This window comes from Haloferax mediterranei ATCC 33500 (assembly GCF_000306765.2).
GTDB lineage: Archaea > Halobacteriota > Halobacteria > Halobacteriales > Haloferacaceae > Haloferax > Haloferax mediterranei.
Genome location: NC_017941.2, coordinates 2,167,620 through 2,184,938, shown reverse-complemented (window position 1 = coordinate 2,184,938; position 17,319 = coordinate 2,167,620). Strand labels below are relative to the sequence as shown.

Genomic DNA, 17,319 nt, shown 5'->3' with positions numbered 1-17,319 from the left:
TTTCGGCGCTCAACCTCTGAGCGGCAGCACTCGGGTGACTGGTATCTCTTCTGTGGACCCGCTACACGTCACGTTCGTGACTCGTGAATACCGTCTGAATGCTAACTATCCGGTTGGCTGTTTCAACGGATAGTGGCCGCCGCGATGAGTGACGAAGTGAGGATAGATGCTCCCGGAGATGTATCTGGAACAGACGAGTAACTACTGTAGTTCCAAAACAACGCCCTCCGAAGCACGAATACACTCTCGGCTCAGTGTTCCTATTGCGCTCAGTGCTTCGTGATTATTGGGGCGGCACCTCTGGCGGTAGGGTTAGTGGGTGGCTACAATAGCACTCACTAGTTGTGTCCACGACCACAGACATTGCGTCTGTCAAGTGATATTGCGTGTTCAGTCGCATCGACCGTAGACGGTATGAGAATGCAACCGCACACGGATGCTGTGCCTTCGAGAGGTCGACTGGTCCAACGTGAGAGCGTAGAAGGGGTCTGGACGGGTCTCGCGAATCAGTACTCAGTATCGGCGACTGACAACGCTAGTGCCTCGGCAGAAAAGCGACAGCCGTTGTTTCATCCGCTTCAATGGTCGGTTGTTCAGCTACCTCTACTGACGCTAACACGGAGATTGAGACGGGGAGGATAGAGACGAACTACCGGAGTGAGTTGTCGACGGCGTAGAAAGAACGGAGCGGAAGAAACGGGGTTGCTTCCACGCCCGGTTAGTGACCGAAGCGTGGGTGTTGAGGTAACGTTAGTGTCGCGTCGTCAGCACTCGGACCAGCCGCAGTTCTGGCAGGTCTTACAACCCTCGGAGTAGTAGAGGTCCATCTCTCCACACTCGGGGCACTCGGGGCTTTCGCCCGCCGCGAGCAAGTCAGCAACGGCATCCGACTCGTCGCCCGGCCCGTTGTCGACGGCGACGCCGCCGTCAGTGTCGGTATCCTCGGCCGCCGCGGCTTCGGCTTCGACTTCGGTCAGGTTCTTCTGACGCGGGTAGCCCTTGTCGATGTCGCCGTCGAGGTAGCGGCGCATGGCGGTGCCGATAGCGTCCGGGATGGAGTTGATCTGTTCGCCCTTGTCCCAAGCGACTTTCGGGCTCCGGATACCCTTCAACTCGTTCGCAATCTCTTCGGGGTCGACACCCGAGCGGAGCGCGGTGGAGACGGTCTTCGCGAGCGCCTCGGTGAAGGACGCGGTGAAGCCGCCGGAGTTGCCGATGTTGGCAAACAGTTCGAACGGGTTGCCATCTTCGTCTTCGTTGATGTTGACGTAGAGCTTCCCGTAGCCGGTGTCGATGCGCTGGGTGACGCCGTAGAGCACGTCCGGACGTGGGCGCTTCTTGCCGACTTCGCTGGGCGAGTCGGCGAAGGCGAGTTCGAGTTCGTCGCCAATCAGGTCGGAGACTTCCTCGGATTCGAGGAAGGCATCCACGTCGCCGAAGACATCGCGAATCTGCGAGACGATAGCCTCAGCGGCCTCTTCGTCGTCGGAGAACTCGGTGTTCTTCGCACGCGTGGTGAGAACCTGCTTCGAGCGCGTCCCGTCGCGGTAGACGGTGACGCCCTTGCCGCCGTGGTCGTAGATGTAGCGGTAGACCTCGTCCATGTCCTCTTTCGAGGCGGAGTTCGGGAAGTTACAGGTCTTGGAGATGGCGGAGTCGACGCCCTTCTGGAGGGCACACTGGACACTGGCGTGTTCGAGACCGGCCAGGTCGGACGTCACGACGAACAGTTCGGAGATAGCGTCCGGAACGGTCGAAAGCGAAGAGACACCGTCGAACTCGTTTTTCGCCATCTGTTCTTGTGCCTCGGTCTTGACGGTCTCGACGTCGATATCGTTGGCCTCGAGCACGCGGAGGAAGTAGTCGTCGAACTCGACGAGCATCTCGTCGCCCTGCACGTCGTCGGAGACGTTCTTGTAGTAGGCGACGTTGTAAATCGGCTCACAGCCACCGGTGGTGTTCGACACCATCGACGTGGTGCCCGTCGGGGCGATAGTCGTCGTGTTGTGGTTGCGGATGGGGAAGCCGTCTTCCCAGTCGTCGGCGGACTCGCCGGTGTGGTGTTCGAACCACTCTCGGTACTCGGTCGGGTTCGCGTACTTGGAGTCATCCCACGCCTCGAACGAACCGCGTTCTTCGGCGAGTTCGTGAGAGGCCCACTTGGACTGGTGGTTGATGTGGGTCATGAGCTGCTGGGCAATCTCGTTGCCCTCCTCGGAGCCGTAGCGGACGCCGAGCTGGATGTACATCTGAGCGAGACCCATGATGCCGAGACCAATCTTACGGAGTTCGCGGACCTTCTGCTCGATTTTCTCGACCGGGAAGTCCGACATTGTGACGACGTTCTCGAGGAAGCGCGTGCCGTTCTCGATGCGGTGGTCGAACGCTTCCCAGTCGACGGCGTTTTCGAGGAAGGCGTCGACGGCGGCCGAGAGGTCCTCGTACTCGTCACCGTGGTTGTCGTACCAGACGCGCCAGTCGGGCGCGTCGAAGTCGACGAGCGTCGAGAGGTTGATGTGCCCGAGGTTACACGCCTCGTACTCTTCGAGCGGCTGTTCGCCACACGGGTTCGTCGCGAGGATGCGGTGTTCGGGGTGCTCTTCGACGTCGAAGGAGTGCTGCTTGTTCGCGCGTTCGAGATAGACGACACCGGGTTCGCCGTTCTCCCACGCGCCCTCGATAATCTGGTCCCACAGTTCCTTGGCGGGAACTGAGAGGACTTCGCCGACTTCGACGTACTCGCCGAGACCGAACAGGTCGTAGATTTCCTTGGTTTCTGGCGTCGCAATGTGCGGCTCTTCGGTGCGGGGGTTCGTGAAGACGAACTCCTCGTCGTTGTAGAGCGCTTCCATGAAGCCGTCGGTGATGCCGACGGAGATGTTGAAGTTCGAGAGGTGGCCTTCGACGGCGTTGCGGAGGTGCTTGGGGACGCGACCGTCCTCGTCGATGAGTTCGCGCGCCTCTTCGAGGGCGTCGGCGAACTTGGTGTGCGTGAAGTCGTCCGGGTCGTTCAGACGGAGCGTGTGTGCGAGCGAAACGTCCTTGTTCTTCGCGTGGAGGAACTGGATAACGTCGGGGTGGCTGACGCGCATGACACCCATCTGGGCACCGCGGCGGGCACCGCCCTGTGCGATGGTTTCGCACATCTGGTCGAACGTCCGCATGAACGTGATGGGACCGGAGGCGATGCCACCGGTCGAGCCGACTGCGTCGCCGTAAGGTCGGAGCTTCCAGAACGCGTAGCCCATGCCACCGCCGGACTGGAAGACCTCTGCGGCCTCCTTCGCCGTCTGGTGGATGTCGGTGATATCGTCACCGGGGGAGTCGACGAAACACGCCGAAAGCTGCTGGAGTTCGTCGCCAGCGTTCATCAGAGTCGGCGAATTCGGCATAAAGGAGAGCTGTTCCATCATCTCCTGGAACGTCTCGCGCTTCTCGACGACAGCGTCGTGGACCTCCTCGGGAAGTTCGGGGACGAGCGTGTCGTAGGCGAACTTATTGACGTTGTAGACAGAAAGCGTCGTTTCTTCGTCCGTGTCGTCCGCAGTGGTTCCCTTGCCGAAGACTTCTTCGGCGAGTTCGTCGCGGCGGGGGTGGCCGGGCTTGATGAGGTCCGGCGTGACGGTAATCTCGATGTCACGCTTTTCGGCCTCGAAGACGGCCTCAGCGAGAGCGATGTTCTTCGCGACGCGGGGGAAGAGGTCCTCCTGCGTCTCGACGAGTTCGCCATCGGCATCCTTGCGCAGGTACCGCGCGGGCAGGATGTTGTTGTATGCGTTGCCGGTCATCCGCTCGGCGAGCGTCTCGCCTTCGGTCCGCTTGACCGGCAAGACGATTTCGTCCGTAGAGAGTTCAGCGTCGCTCATGTCACTGTACCTCCCACCCGAGATGTGTTCGGGCGAGGTTGCGTCGATAGTATCCGGGAATTCCGCTCATTGGTAATGGTGTTGGTGTGTGTGATGTGGTCGGTTAAGGGCTTCGGACTTGGGAGCGTTTTACCCCAGATATATCATATTTTGTGCAATTATGTGTGGGGCAAATCTCCCGGTCCGAAGTGCACATCTTCCTAGAAGGGAGGGGAGTCACATAACGGTAGCCAGAGCGGAGTGAAAGTGGAATCTTGTTCGCAAAAACCAACAGACGGAGGTGGATTATGCAGTAGAATGTGAGGGGGGATAAACTCCGACTGAAGCTGTCTCATGGTGATGCGTCTCGCATCGGCGTAGAGAATATAAAGGGCATGGCGAAAGTTGACACCGGCAGAAGTATCAGAAATAGTATGACACCGAAGAGGCCAGTCATATACTGTCGGGAGGGCCGGTACACAGGGGGGCGAAAATCGGTCGTTTCGCGGGGGCAGTCGACCGTCAGTGTCGCCCGGCGCTATCCCCCAACAAGCTTATTCTTCCCAATAGTATCATATCGAAGTATGGTACTTTCCCCACTCGCGGTCGCGCCGTTACAGCTCGGCGGACTTCTGGCCGCGCCGCTCGGTCGGATTCTCTTGGTGCTCGTTGCGATTGCCGTCGTCATCCTCGTAGGTCGTCTCGTGTTGAAGGTTGCGTGGCGACTCGTCACGATTGCCGCAATCATCGTCGGTGCGTTGCTACTGCTGTCGTTCTTCGGTATCAACGTCTTCTAAGAACCGGCATCTGTCGCTGTATCACCGGGGTGGTAGCCCCGGTCACGGTTACGCCACGTCGAAGCCAGCGACTGCCGAAAGGAAGTTTCTGACGACGCCGTGTCCCGACCCTGTGAGCACGCTTTCCGGGTGGAACTGGACACATTCGATGGGATAGTCGCGGTGGCGGACTCCCATCACGAGTGCTTCGCCGTCGTGGTCGGTCGTCGCCGACACCGAGAAACAGTCGGGAACCTCGGTCGCGACGAGCGAGTGGTACCGACCGGCCGGAAAGCCGTCTTTGAGCTCCGTGAAGACGCCAACTCCATCGTGGTCGACGGGGAACGCCTTCCCGTGAATCGGCTCCGGCGCGTGACCGATTGTCCCGCCGTAGGCGTACACCGCGGCTTCGAGACCGAGACAGACACCGAGGGTCGGGATTTCCGGCGAAAGTTCGGTGAGCACATCGTTCGTCACGCCCACGTCGCGGTCGTTCTTCGGATGGCCCGGTCCCGGTGAGATGACGATAGCGTCGGGGTCGAGGTCACGAATCTCGTCGAGCGAGGCGGTGTTCTTCCGGACTTCGATATCGAGCGGTTCACCGTCGACCGTCTGTTCCGAGAAGTACTCGACGAGGTTGTAGGTGAACGAGTCGAAGTTGTCGACGATGACGAGGCGCGTCATCGCGGCACCTCCGTCGGTTTGTACTCGATGCGACGGATTGCGTCGAGCACGCCGCCCATCTTCTGTTCAGTCTCGTCGTACTCCGAGGCCGGGTCGGAGTCGGCGACGAGGCCCGCGCCAGCACGGACAGTGATAATGTCTTCATTTCCGTCGGATTCGACCGTCGCCGTCCGGATGACGATGGCCATGTCGGCATCACCGGTCCACGAGTAGTAGCCGACGCCGCCGCCGTAGACGCCGCGCGGTTCGTCTTCGAGGTCATCGATAATCTCCATTGCGCGGACTTTCGGTGCACCGGTCAGCGTTCCCGCGGGGAACGTCGCGCGCGTGGCGTCGAAGGCATCGGAGTCGTCGTCGACCGTCCCCGTGACGGTCGATTCGATGTGCTGGACGTGGCTGTATTTGATGATGCTCATGAAGTCTTCGACGCGGACGCTGCCGGGTTTTGCGACCCGGCGAACGTCGTTGCGGCCGAGGTCGACCAGCATGGTGTGTTCGGACCGCTCTTTCGAATCGGCGAGGAGTTCGCCGGCGAGACGACGGTCTTCGACTGGGCCGGACCCCCGTTGGCACGTGCCTGCGATGGGGTTGACGGCGACGCGGTCGCCGCCGACGGAGACGAGTGTCTCGGGACTCGCCCCAACCACGCGCCGGTCACCGTGGCGGAGGAGGTACATGTAGGGTGATGGGTTCACCTCGCGGAGCGAGGCGTACAGACCGACAGGGTCGATTTGTCCCCGGAGTTTCCGAGTCCGGGAGAGGACACCCTGATAGATGTCGCCGTCGCGGACGTGTTCTTTCGTCTGCCGGACTGCGGCTTCGTACGACTCACGAGACCCTGCTTCCTCGCCGGTTCGTTCGAAGCCACCGGGTGAGGGGTCGTCCGCCGCGGCGAGTTTCTCGGCGACTCGTTCGGCCTCCGCGACGACTTCGTCGTAGACTGCTCCCGGGTCGTCGTCAGGCGTCACGACCGGTGTACAGACTAAACGGACGGTGTCTTCGCGGTGGTCGAATGCGAGCGTCCGTGTTGTGAGAACGAACTCGGCATCCGGGTCGTCAGTCTCGGGGCGCTCGCGGCCGACTTCGTCCAACCAGAGGTCGTAGACGGCCTCGTAGGCGAGGAATCCGACCAGCCCGCCGGTGAGCGTCTGGCGGTCAGTCTCGGGGAAGTTGATTCGTGGGAGGTCGGGAAGCGCACCGCGAAGCGAGTCGAGTACGTCGCCGTCAGCCTCGCCGACGAATTCCGCGGCGGGGCCGCCGAGGTCGGTTACGTCGACACCGTCGGGACCGACGGTCACGACTGCTTCGGGGTCGTAGCCGACGAACGAGAAGCGGGCGTGAGAGTCTGCAGTCGTCGTCTGCGACGAGAACGCACCTTGCGGATTGCTGGAAGAGACTTTCTCTGCGCTCTCTAAGAGGAAGCCGTAGTCGCTCCGGTCCGCGAGCGCAGTGTACGCGGCGAGCGGGTCGACGTCTACGTCGAGTTCCGAGACGAGATGCGTCACCACGGCTCTTTCGGCGTCGCCGGACTGCGTCTGGCAGGCCGACGAGCGTTGCTCGTCGACATTGGCGACGAGTTCGACGAATTCGTCGCGGTCGGTCTCAGGGCGCGTCACGCGAGCACCTCTTCGTATTCTTCGCGTGCAGCTTTCGCTTCAGTGACGAAGGTACGAACCGCACCGTGGTCTTTGACGCCACCGTCGGCCTCGACGCCGCTTGCAACGTCGACGCCGTAGGGGGCGACCGTCCGCACCGCGTCGGCGACGTTCTCGGGGGTCAGCCCGCCGGCGAGTATCACTGGAACGTCGACAGCGTCTGCGAGCGACCGGGAAGCGTCCCAATCGTGTGTCTGTCCGGTTCCGCCGGCACCCGACGCAGAGGGTGTGTCAACGAGGATGGCGTCCACAGCGGGCGCGAGAGCGCGTGCGCGTTCGACCGCAGTCGCTTCGACGACCGGGACGATGCGAACGCCTTCATCGCGGAGCGCAGCAAGTTCGTCGGCCGGGAGGTCTGTGTGGAGTTGGAGTACATCGGGTTGTACCTCGCGGACGAGTTCGCGTGCGTGTTCGACCGACTCGGGCATCGTCACGAGCACCGTCGAGAGAAACGGCGGCGCGGCGGCGAACAGTTCCCGAGCGCGTGCGGCGTCAACTTCTCGCGGTGTGTCGACAGGTACGTCACAGATAGCGCCGACCGCATCTGCGCCGGTAGCGGCGACGGCTTCGAGGTCGGATTCGCGGGTGACGCCACAGACTTTCACACGAACCATCTCACGCCTCCCGGAGCGCGTCGAGTTTGGCTTTCGCCGCGCCGGTGTCGATAGCGTCGCGGGCGGCGTCGACGCCGTCTTCGAGCGAGTCTGCGAGGTCAGCCACGTAGAGGGCAGCCCCCGCATTGGCGAGGATGAGGTCCCGTTTCGCGCCGGTCACGTCGCCGGTCAGGATGCCTTCGAGGTCGCGGGCATTCTCTTGCGGCGTTCCGCCTGAAACGGCGTCAATCGGTGCCTGTTCGAGGCCGAGGTCGCCCGGCGTGAGCGTGTACTCGGTGATTTCGTCGCCGTTGACTTCGGCCACGGTGGTCGCGTCGTGGAGCGCGATTTCGTCCATTCCGGAGCCGTGGACGACGAGGGCGCGCTCGACGGGCATGTGAGAGAGCGCACGGGCAATCATGGGAACGAGGTCTGGGTCGTAGACGCCGAGCACTTGCGCATCGGCCCCGGCAGGGTTCGTCAGCGGGCCGAGGACGTTGAAAATCGTGCGCATGCCGAGTTCTTTCCGCGGGCCGATGACCGCTTTCATCGCGGGGTGGAACACGGGCGCGAGCATGAATCCCAGACCGTTGGTATCGATACACTCCTCGACGGAGTCGGGGTTGGCTTCGACGTTCACGCCGGCGACTTCGAGCACGTCAGCACTCCCAGAAGAAGAAGAGACGGAGTAGTTGCCGTGCTTGGCGACCGCCGCGCCTGCCCCGGCAGCCACGAGCGCGCTGGTCGTCGAGACATTGATGGTGTTGTAGTCGTCGCCGCCGGTGCCGCAAGTGTCGACGAGCGGCCCACGGGACGGTTCGATGGTCAACGCGGCGTCGCGCATGCCCTGTGCGAAGCCGGCGATTTCGGCCTCTGTTTCTCCTTTCGCGCGGAGAGCGGTGAGCAGCGCGCCGATTTGCGCCTCCGTCGCACCGTTGAAAACCGCCTGTGCGGCCTCCCGCGCCTCCTCGACAGTCAGGTCCGAGCCGCCAGTGACACGTTCGATATAATCCTGCATTGGTAATCACCGATGTACTTGTTCGGGTTACAATGTACAAATCCGTACATCGTCTTAAGGATATCGGGCTGGCGAAAATCGCCGCCATCGGATGTGCGTCTCAGGCCGAATGACCCGGCGGCACGACTACGATTCGGCCGTGTGGGTCGTCGGGAGCGTGCTGTGCTGTGAATCGCCGCACGTGGTCCGATTCGAAAGCTTAAATTGTAACCCCGGATAACGGAGAGATACGTCCGAACGGGCGTGGGAAGCACCGTAACCGGGTTGGTGGTCTAGTCTGGTTATGACACCTCCTTGACATGGAGGAGGCCGGCAGTTCAAATCTGCCCCAACCCACTACTCTTCCCACGTTTTGGAGTTCGGTCGATGTCAGCAACACACCGGGTTGGTGGTCTAGTCTGGTTATGACACCTCCTTGACATGGAGGAGGCCGGCAGTTCAAATCTGCCCCAACCCATTTTCTGATTCCTCGCAACGACGAGCGGAGCGAACGTAGTGAGCAGAGCGAGGAGTCCGTGGAATCGAAAATGGTCACGGCGGATTTGAACCAGACGAGTCGCGCACAGCGAACAACGTGAGCGAGCACGTCTCGGCGAGGTTCAAATCTAAATTATATTGTCACGAGAAAATATCTACCCACGACTCATTCGTACCCACTTCTTTTCGCCGCCGATGAAACTGCGCAAGCTGCAACACAATCATATAGCCGACGAGCGCCATGGCGACGGCGAGAATCGTGTTTCCGAGCAGTTGTCGGAGGACGATGTCGATACCGGCGGTGAGCGAGACGTCGGAGAGGGACACACCGGGGACCGGCCCGAGCAGGTACGACCCGAGCCAAAAGCTCGCGCCGTAGACGGCCCACTTGACCGGCGGGTTGAACACGACGAGCGTGGCGGCGAGCGCGAGTTTGCTCGCCCGGTTGACGAAGTACGCGACGAGTGCGAACAGCGCGAATGCAGTTCCCGCGGTCGGCATCGCCACGATAAACACGCCAAACGCAAAGCTCGCGGCAATCTCGTGCGGGGTGTGTTCCGCCGCGAAGGCCCGTTCGAGTCCCGTCCGAATGCGGGTCCGAACCGACGCTATTCTCTCGCGCACTTGTTACGAATTAGAAGAGAGAAGATAGTATCAATTCTTCGCCGGGCAAACAGTAACGAGACCGCAACCGAAGAGTGAACGACGACCTGCGACTATCGGAACCGTCGGTCGGATTCCCACTTGTCTTTCAGTTCGACCATCTCACCGATGCCTCGGGCGACATCGGAGAGGTGAAACGCGATGTCGGTCGCCGTCACGATGCCGACCATATCCGCGCCGTCGACGACGACGAGTTTCTTCACGTGCTGGTCGCGCATCTTCTCGGCGGCGACGCGAGTTGTCGAATCCGGCCGGACCCACTTGATTGGGTTCGACATGGTCGAACGCGCCGGAATCGCTGACAGCGGTTTGCCAGCCGCGACACCCGCTTGGAGAGCATCGGACTCGGTGACGATACCGACGGGGCGGTCGTCCGTCGTCACGACGACGCTCCCCGCACCCTCCCGAAGCATGGTCCGCGCGCAGTCGGCGATACTGGCATCCAAGCCGACGGTTGCCACCGCTTCGGTCATGATTTCGTCCACGCGCATGGTCAGTCGTCCGCGACTGACTCTGCCTGCTCGTGAGACAGTTTGGAAGTGGGTTCGGACTGCTGTGTCGGCGCTTCATCGTCGGCGGAGCGTACGTCGTCTGTTGTCGGCCCGATGTCGGTTTCGTTCCCCGTTGACGAGACGCCGTTTTTGTTCCCCGTTGACGAGACGTCGGATTCGTCTCCGACCTCGAAGGCGTCGAGGAGTTCGTCGAGGTGGTTGACGTTCGTCGAGAGTTCGCGTACGTCCTGATTGACACCGTCGAGTGCAGCGGTCTGCTGTTCGGCGGCGGCGGAGACGTTCTGCGCTTCGGCGGTTGTCTCCTCGGAGATACCCGCAATCTCGTCGGTCATCGACAGCACCTCCTGTGAAGAATCCGCCTGGCTGCTCGTCGCGTCAGAAATCTCGTGGACGCTCGCAGTCGTGTCTTCGACGCGCTCGACGATGCCGTCGAAGGACGCAAGCGCCTCGTCGACCGAGGTTGCGCTCTCTTCGACCTGGTCGCGCATCCGTTCGATGCGAGTGACAACGGCATCGCGCTGGCTTTCGATTTCTTCGACGAGTGCTTCGATGTCCGCGGCGGAGGACTTCGTCTCCTGTGCCAACTGCTTGACCTCGTTGGAGACGACAGCGAATCCTTCGCCGGCCTCGCCTGCGCGGGCTGCTTCGATGTTCGCGTTGAGCGCGAGGATATCCGTCTGTTCCGCGATTTCCGTGATGACTTCGACGATTTGCTCGATCTGTTCGAGGCGGTCGTCCAGTTCGTTGACTTCGGTGACGGTCGCTTCGGTTTCCGACCGAACTGCGTCGATATCGTCGAGGGCGTCGGTAGCGGCGGACTGGCCGTCACGCGAGCGGGCCTCCGCTTCCTCGGTCAGGCGCACGAGTTCGTCCGCGGACGAAGCAATCTGTTGAATCGACGCTGAGAGGTCGTTTATCTCGTCGGCGGCGGCCATCAGATTCTCCGTTTGCTCGCTTGCACCGTCGGAAATCTGCTGGATGGACCCCGATACTTCCTCGCTTGCGGACGAGACATCGTCGGCCCGCGAGGCAACGCGATTAGCGAGCGTTGTCACGTCTTCACCGAATGCTTTGACCGTTCCGACGGTCTGTTCGATATCGTCCATCATTTCGTTGTATGCCTCCGCGACAAGCGCCATATCTTGGCTGTTCGAATCGGTCGGAAGGCGAACTCTGAGGTCGCCGTCCGCCGCCCGAGTCATCGCTTCGCTGTACTCACCGGCGTCGGCGCGTTGGTCACGGAGGTCGTTTCGGAGGTTGTCGATGCCGCGGACGACCTGTCCGAATTCGTCGTCGCGGGTCGTTTCGAGTTCCACGTCGAGGTCCCCCTTGCGGAGTTCGGAGACGGTCGATTCGAGGTTGACGAGCGGAACTGCGGTGTTGCCGCGGATGATGAATGCGAACGCGCCGAGCCCGAGCATAAAGAGGAACAGAAGCGTCGCAATCTGGAATCCGACGCTCCGAGAGAGTGCGAAGACGCTGCTTGCGGGCGCGTGCAGGAGAAGCACGTCACCACCGTAAACCGGGACGTGCGCGACGACATGTGGCGAAGAGATGAACCCCTCAACCGGCGAAAGACGCGAGACGCCAACTTCACCGGCGAACGCATCGCTGAGGGAGTCAGAATTCGTTGCGGGGTATGCGACGTTCGATTGGCCGCCGCCACCGTCGTACAGGACGGTCCCGTTTTTCGTCACGAGTTGGGCGAATCCACCGTCGAGTCGATTTCCGTCGAGTGCGGTCCCGAGCGACGATGCTTCGGCCACGAGGACGATTGCGTGGGGTTCGAGGGAGGGAAGCGGCGCGACAAAGCCCATGTAGGCGACGCCGTCCTTGACGAAAACCGTGGTTCGCTCGACGCCCTCATCAGAGAGGTCGGCGCGGTCTGGGAGCGGGAGCGTTCCGTTCTCGAACAGCGGTGTACCGACAGCACCGTCTTCTGACGACCCAATGACGGTGGTCGTTTCGGTGTTCACGAAGTGCAACGCCGCGACGTCGTCGGGCATATCGGTCTTCGCCTGCGTGAGCGCCGTAGAGGAACGGTCCCCGAGGGTACTCCCCGCCGACGGGTCGGCAGCGACGATACTCGCGAGCCGTTCGCGTTCTTCGAACCACGAATTGACTTGCAGTGCCTCGCGTTCTGCCTCGGTCAGGAGGTCGGCGCGGGCGTCTTCGTCGATGCTGGATGCCGTCTGTTGATACTGAATGATTCCGACACCAGCTACGAGGACGGAAACGAGAAGCATCGCGGAGACGAGCCGACGTATGTAACTTTCTGTAATCGCATCAGGGAGCCGTCTTTCGGCCTCCTCAACGATAGTATCAGCCATTAGAGAAACCGACCAGAATGACGTGCATAAATCCGCGTTTCTGAATATCAAATTCGATATTATTGTGGGTTCGATTGCGATTCTCGGAGAGCGTTTTTTAACGCAGCCGTCACCGCTCCGAACGTCAACCACATTGTTGCTGGGCGCTAGCAGACCTCATGGGCGTTGGCTTTCGCCTCCTCGTAGCGGGGTTCTGCATCGTTGCGCCCTCGCTCATGTTCGTCGGGTTCGTCCGTCTCCTCGACGCCATGCGAGACGATGCGCTCGTCGAGCGCGTCCTCGACAGACTCGACGAGGATGCCGGGACGGCCGGAACGTCTCTCGACCCGACCGCGTTTCTCCAATCCGCCCGGGAAAAGTCGCACCAACAGATGACCGTTTGTCAGGGGTGTGGCGCACCGAACACGGTCGAGAGCAGACGCTGTGGGCTATGTGGAACGCGGCTAAAACGAAGATAGCGAGAGGAAGACTTAGAGGAAGTCTTCGATGTGGTCGGCGACTTCCTCGGGGGTGTCGCCGACGGGGACGCCCGCGTCGTTGAGGGCGGAAATCTTGGACTCCGCGGTACCGGTTCCGGAACCGGAGACGATAGCGCCGGCGTGACCCATGCGCTTGCCCGGCGGTGCCGTGCGGCCGGCGATAAAGCCAGCGACGGGCGTGTCCATGTTCTCGGCGATGAACTTCGCCGCCTGCTCTTCGTCTTCGCCACCGATCTCACCGCACATGACGACGGCGTGCGTGTCGGGGTCGTTCTCGAACGCTTCGAGAGCGTCGACGAACGACGTGCCGATGATTGGGTCGCCACCGATACCGATAGCGGTGGTCTGGCCGATGCCGCGCTCGGTCAGGTTCGAAACGACCTGATACGTGAGGGTGCCGGAACGCGAGACGAGTCCGACGTTCCCCTCCTCGAAGATGTTACCGGGGAGGATGCCGAGTTTGGCCTCGCCGGGCGTGATGATTCCCGGACAGTTGGGGCCGATGAGGCGCGTGTCGACTTCGGACAGGCGCTTGTTGACCTTGGCCATGTCCTGCGTCGGGACGCCCTCGGTGATGGCCACGACGAGGTCGAGGTCCGTGTCGAGTGCCTCGAAGATGGCGTCGCCGGCGAACGCCGGCGGGACGAACACGACGGAGGCGTTGGCGTCTTCCTCTTCGACGGCCTCGGCGACGGTGTCGTAGACGGGAACGCCTTCGACTTCCTGACCGCCCTTGCCGGGGACCGCACCAGCAACGACGTTCGTGCCGTATTCCATCATCTGCTGGGTGTGGAACTTGCCTTCCCCACCGGTGATACCCTGTACAACTACCCGCGTGTCGTCGTCGACGAAAATGCTCATTGGGACACCTCCTGTGCGTTCTCGACGGCACGCTGGACGGCGTTCTCCAGCGTCCCTTCGACCTGTACGAGTTCCGTGTTCAGAATCTCCATCCCCTCTTCGGCGTTCGTGCCCGCGAGGCGGACGACGACCGGTTTCGGAATCTCGTCGAACTGCTCCAGCGCTTCGTTGATACCCTTGGCGACCTCGTCACCGCGGGTGATGCCGCCGAAGATGTTGAAGACGACAGAGTCGACGTTCTCGTCCGAGAAGACCATGTCCAGCGCGTTCGCCACGCGCTCGGCCTTCGCGCCGCCACCGATGTCGAGGAAGTTGGCGGGGGAGCCACCGAAGTAGTCGACGAGGTCGAGCGTCGTCATGACGAGTCCGGCACCGTTGCCGATGATACCGACGTTGCCCGACAGACGGACGTAGTCGAAGCCGTATTCGCCAGCTTTGGCTTCGAGTTCGTCCTCGTAGGAGTCCTCTTCCATCGCCGCGAGGTCCTCGTGGCGGAAGAGCGCGTCGTCGTCGATGTTCATGACGGCGTCCGCAGCGACGACATCGCGGTCGGACGTAATCATGACGGGGTTGATTTCGATGTCCGACGCGTCGTTGGCCTCGTAGAGGTCGTAGAGCGTCGAGAGGAACGAGGCGACGTCGAAGGCGACGTCGCGGGGGATTCCCGCCTCGAAAACGATCTTGCGGGCCTGGTACGGGTGCAGGCCGAACGCGGGGTCGATGTGCTCGCGCGCGATGGCTTCGGGGGTCTCTTCTGCGACTTCCTCGATGTTGACGCCACCCTCCGTCGAGACCATCGCGACGGGCTTGCCCTCGCTTCGGTCCATCGTGATACCCACGTACAGTTCGTTTTCGAAGTCGACGCCGGCCTCGACGAGTACCTTCTCGACCGTGTAGCCTTTGAGGTCCATTCCGAGGATGTCCTCGGCGGCCTGTCGAGCCTCGTCTTCGTCCATGGCGATCTTGATGCCGCCAGCCTTTCCACGCCCACCGACGTGTACCTGCGCCTTGATAGCGGCGGGGTATCCGATATCCTCGACCGCCTCCATAACCTCCTCTACGGACGACGCGAGACGGGACTCTGGCACCGGAATCCCAGCCTCTGCGAAGATTTCCTTCGCCTGGTATTCGTGAAGCTTCATTACCATGCGTGGGAGGGGAAGGCACGCGCTTAAATCCCATTCATCTTCGTTCACCCAAAACCGGCACAACCCGCCGCAGAGACTTTACTCGTGGACGAGATAACGACCCGGGGGTCGTGTTTGTTCGGCGTGAAATCGGATGAGTCCGCAGGATTCGCAGACGTACGCCTGCACGTACGACCCGCGGAGGTCGAGTGCACCGAGGAGACCGCCGTCGGTGTCGATACGGATTCCATCGCCGTTGTAAGTCGTCTTGTGCCCGACCGGTTCCATCGACACGTTGCAGTCGAGACACGTTCTGGAAGGCATGACTCGACGGTAGCCCGGACGAAGAATGTCTATATGGCGGCGAGGAAGCGACGCGCTGGCCGCACCGAAACACTACGATTCTCTCCGCTGACTCCGATTTTATCAGCGACGCGAACACACCACACGGTATGCACGCAGTCAGATTCCACGAACACGGCGGACGCAATGTATTGCAGGTAGACGACATCGACACGCCCGAGCCGGTCTCGGATGAGGTCCTCGTCGAGGTCGCAGCCGCGGGTGTCAACCCCGTAGACACCTACTTCCGAGAAGGGTCGTATCAGCCCTTCGCCATGCCGATGATTCCCGGTATCGACGTGGCTGGAACGGTCGCGGCGGTCGGCCCCGGTGTGACCGAATTCGAAGCGGGCGACTCCGTTGTCGGTACCGGCATCGGAAAGGACCACTACGGCGGCTACGCCGAGTTCGCGGCGGTCCCAACCGACCGCCTCGCGGTTCTCCCCGAAGATGTGGACCTCGTCGCGGCGGGTGGGGCGGGCGTCGTCGGCGTCACCGCATGGCGCGCCCTCGTCGACCACGGTGGGATGCAACTCGGCGAGACAGTGTTGATTCACGGCGGGTCCGGCGGCGTCGGCCACACAGCGGTCCAACTCGCAGACGCGGCGGGCGCACACGTCATCGCCACGGCGGCACCGAAGAACCACGACCGCGTCTCCGAACTCGGTGCAGATGTCGTCCTCGACTACAGCCGCGACGACCTCGCCGATGCCGTGAAAGACGCCGCAAACGGCGACGGCGTCGACCTGACGCTCGACCACCGACTGGACGACTACCTCCAGTTCGACGCCGAGGTTGCTACCACCGGCGGCCGCGTCGTCGGTATCGGCGAGAACGACCCGCAAGTCGGGTTCGAACTCTCGTCTGCCGCCCGCGGAAAGGACCTGAACATCACGATGATGAGCATGTTCAATACCCCCGAACTCGCCGTCCCGCTGCGCGAACTTGCCGGTCTGATGGAGACGGGAGACTTCGAAATCGAGGTCGCGCGGACCTACGACCTCGACGAGGCTGCCGAAGCCCACCGAGCCGTGATGGAAGACAGTTTCCTCGGGAAACTCGTCATCACGCCCTGAGAGACGAGGCCGGGAAGCGAAACACGGGACTGGGAAAGACGCCCCCGCGACCGAATTATGTCATATGCGCACTAACCACACTCGCATGGACGTGTCATTTGACTTCGATGGGACAGTCGCGCTCGTAACCGGTGCCAGCGGCGCACTCGGTAGTGCTGTCACACGGGCGTTCGCCGACGCGGGCGCGAACGTCGCGGCCGCAGACGTGGTTGAACCGGACAACGAAGATGGCTTCTACGACTCGGACGGCGTCCGCTTCTACAAGGCAGACTTCACCGACGAGGAGGAGGTTGCCCGAGTCGTCGACGCCGCTGTCTCCGACTTCGGGCGAATCGACCACCTCGCCAACATCGCCGGGACGTGGCGCGGTGGAACACCAATCGACGAGACCGACGCTGAGACGTTCGATTTCCTCTTCGACGTGAACCTGAAGACGATGTTTCTCGCGTCGAAACACGCGATTCCACACCTTCGTGAGACCGATGGCGCAATCGTGAGCATCTCTGCTCGGGCGTCGCTCGAAGGTGGCGAGGGGGACGGCATCTACCGGGCATCGAAGGCCGGTGTTCGACTGCTTACGGAGACCATCGCTGAAGAGAACCTCGGCGTCGTGCGCGCAAACGCGGTGATGCCGAGCGTCATCGACACCGAGATGAACCGCGACATGATGCCCGACGCCGACTTCGACAAGTGGGTGAAGCCGGAGGAGATTGCCCGGACGATTCTGTGTCTCTGTTCTGACGCCGCGTCGGTGACGAGTGGTGCCGCGGTGCCGGTCTACGGCGAAGCCTAAGACAGGCCTGAGACGGCCCACAAGTTCCGGCGCGCGCAAATTATTACGGCCCAAGTGAACCAATCACAAACACGACACCCGTTAGAAA

15 protein-coding genes and 2 tRNA genes are annotated in these 17,319 nt (G+C 61.8%); 6 read left to right on the top strand and 11 right to left on the bottom strand.

The window, feature by feature from the left end; genetic code table 11:
- Positions 1–764: 764 nt before the first annotated feature.
- Positions 765–3,866: an adenosylcobalamin-dependent ribonucleoside-diphosphate reductase gene (locus tag HFX_RS11215; RefSeq protein ID WP_004059903.1), complete on the bottom strand. Its 3,102-nt coding sequence runs from the start codon at positions 3,864–3,866 to the stop codon at positions 765–767.
- A gap of 563 nt (positions 3,867–4,429) precedes the next feature.
- On the opposite strand from HFX_RS11215, the gene HFX_RS11210 reads away from it, so the two are divergent.
- Positions 4,430–4,642, top strand: coding sequence for a hypothetical protein (locus HFX_RS11210; RefSeq protein ID WP_004059904.1), 213 nt, complete (start codon positions 4,430–4,432; stop codon positions 4,640–4,642).
- Positions 4,643–4,690: 48 nt separating this feature from the next.
- Here HFX_RS11210 and trpG read toward each other — a convergent pair whose 3' ends face one another.
- The 4 genes from trpG to trpD are packed head-to-tail and all read right to left on the bottom strand — an operon-like array spanning position 4,691 to position 8,571.
- Positions 4,691–5,305: an anthranilate synthase component II gene (gene trpG / locus HFX_RS11205; protein ID WP_004059905.1), complete on the bottom strand. Its 615-nt coding sequence runs from the start codon at positions 5,303–5,305 to the stop codon at positions 4,691–4,693.
- Positions 5,302–6,921 carry an anthranilate synthase component I gene (gene trpE / locus HFX_RS11200; protein ID WP_004059907.1) on the bottom strand — a complete coding sequence of 540 codons (1,620 nt, stop codon included), beginning with the start codon at positions 6,919–6,921 and terminating at the stop codon, positions 5,302–5,304. The genes trpG and trpE overlap by 4 nt, the downstream gene beginning before the upstream one ends.
- Entirely contained in the window at positions 6,918–7,574 is a 657-nt protein-coding gene (locus HFX_RS11195) for a phosphoribosylanthranilate isomerase (RefSeq protein ID WP_004059909.1), read from the bottom strand. The genes trpE and HFX_RS11195 overlap by 4 nt, the downstream gene beginning before the upstream one ends.
- 1 nt (position 7,575) lies before the next feature.
- Positions 7,576–8,571 carry an anthranilate phosphoribosyltransferase gene (trpD, locus tag HFX_RS11190; protein WP_004059911.1) on the bottom strand — a complete coding sequence of 332 codons (996 nt, stop codon included), beginning with the start codon at positions 8,569–8,571 and terminating at the stop codon, positions 7,576–7,578.
- Positions 8,572–8,832: 261 nt separating this feature from the next.
- Here trpD and HFX_RS11185 point away from each other — a divergent pair.
- Together HFX_RS11185 and HFX_RS11180 are read left to right on the top strand one after the other, a co-directional pair.
- Positions 8,833–8,907, top strand: a tRNA-Val gene (locus tag HFX_RS11185).
- A 46-nt stretch (positions 8,908–8,953) separates the two neighbouring features.
- Positions 8,954–9,028, top strand: a tRNA-Val gene (locus HFX_RS11180).
- A 161-nt stretch (positions 9,029–9,189) separates the two neighbouring features.
- On the opposite strand, the gene HFX_RS11175 is transcribed toward HFX_RS11180, so the two are convergent.
- The 3 genes from HFX_RS11175 to HFX_RS11165 all read right to left on the bottom strand — a co-directional run bounded on the left by HFX_RS11175 (position 9,190) and on the right by HFX_RS11165 (position 12,553).
- Positions 9,190–9,672: a DUF2062 domain-containing protein gene (locus HFX_RS11175; protein WP_004059913.1), complete on the bottom strand. Its 483-nt coding sequence runs from the start codon at positions 9,670–9,672 to the stop codon at positions 9,190–9,192.
- 92 nt (positions 9,673–9,764) lie between these two features.
- Positions 9,765–10,202: a CBS domain-containing protein gene (locus HFX_RS11170; protein WP_004059914.1), complete on the bottom strand. Its 438-nt coding sequence runs from the start codon at positions 10,200–10,202 to the stop codon at positions 9,765–9,767.
- 2 nt (positions 10,203–10,204) lie between these two features.
- Positions 10,205–12,553 (bottom strand): methyl-accepting chemotaxis protein, encoded by a 2,349-nt coding sequence (locus HFX_RS11165; RefSeq protein ID WP_014732501.1) that lies wholly within the window; start codon positions 12,551–12,553, stop codon positions 10,205–10,207.
- 158 nt (positions 12,554–12,711) lie between these two features.
- Between HFX_RS11165 and HFX_RS20305 the strand changes: the two genes are divergently transcribed.
- Positions 12,712–13,011: a hypothetical protein gene (locus HFX_RS20305; RefSeq protein WP_004059916.1), complete on the top strand. Its 300-nt coding sequence runs from the start codon at positions 12,712–12,714 to the stop codon at positions 13,009–13,011.
- A gap of 12 nt (positions 13,012–13,023) precedes the next feature.
- Here the strand turns inward: HFX_RS20305 and sucD are convergent, their stop codons facing one another.
- From sucD to HFX_RS11145, 3 genes are all read right to left on the bottom strand, one after another.
- Positions 13,024–13,893 (bottom strand): succinate--CoA ligase subunit alpha, encoded by an 870-nt coding sequence (gene sucD, locus HFX_RS11155; RefSeq protein WP_004059918.1) that lies wholly within the window; start codon positions 13,891–13,893, stop codon positions 13,024–13,026.
- Positions 13,890–15,035: an ADP-forming succinate--CoA ligase subunit beta gene (gene sucC, locus HFX_RS11150; RefSeq protein WP_004059920.1), complete on the bottom strand. Its 1,146-nt coding sequence runs from the start codon at positions 15,033–15,035 to the stop codon at positions 13,890–13,892. The genes sucD and sucC overlap by 4 nt, the downstream gene beginning before the upstream one ends.
- Before the next feature lie 84 nt (positions 15,036–15,119).
- Positions 15,120–15,344, bottom strand: coding sequence for a hypothetical protein (locus HFX_RS11145; RefSeq protein ID WP_231512879.1), 225 nt, complete (start codon positions 15,342–15,344; stop codon positions 15,120–15,122).
- 128 nt (positions 15,345–15,472) lie between these two features.
- Here HFX_RS11145 and HFX_RS11140 point away from each other — a divergent pair, with 128 nt between their 5' ends.
- Together HFX_RS11140 and HFX_RS11135 are read left to right on the top strand one after the other, a co-directional pair.
- Positions 15,473–16,438 carry an NADPH:quinone reductase gene (locus HFX_RS11140; protein WP_004059925.1) on the top strand — a complete coding sequence of 322 codons (966 nt, stop codon included), beginning with the start codon at positions 15,473–15,475 and terminating at the stop codon, positions 16,436–16,438.
- A gap of 85 nt (positions 16,439–16,523) precedes the next feature.
- On the top strand, positions 16,524–17,231 hold the full coding sequence (locus HFX_RS11135; RefSeq protein ID WP_004059926.1) for an SDR family oxidoreductase: 708 nt from the start codon (positions 16,524–16,526) through the stop codon (positions 17,229–17,231).
- The last annotated feature ends 88 nt before the right edge of the window (positions 17,232–17,319 follow it).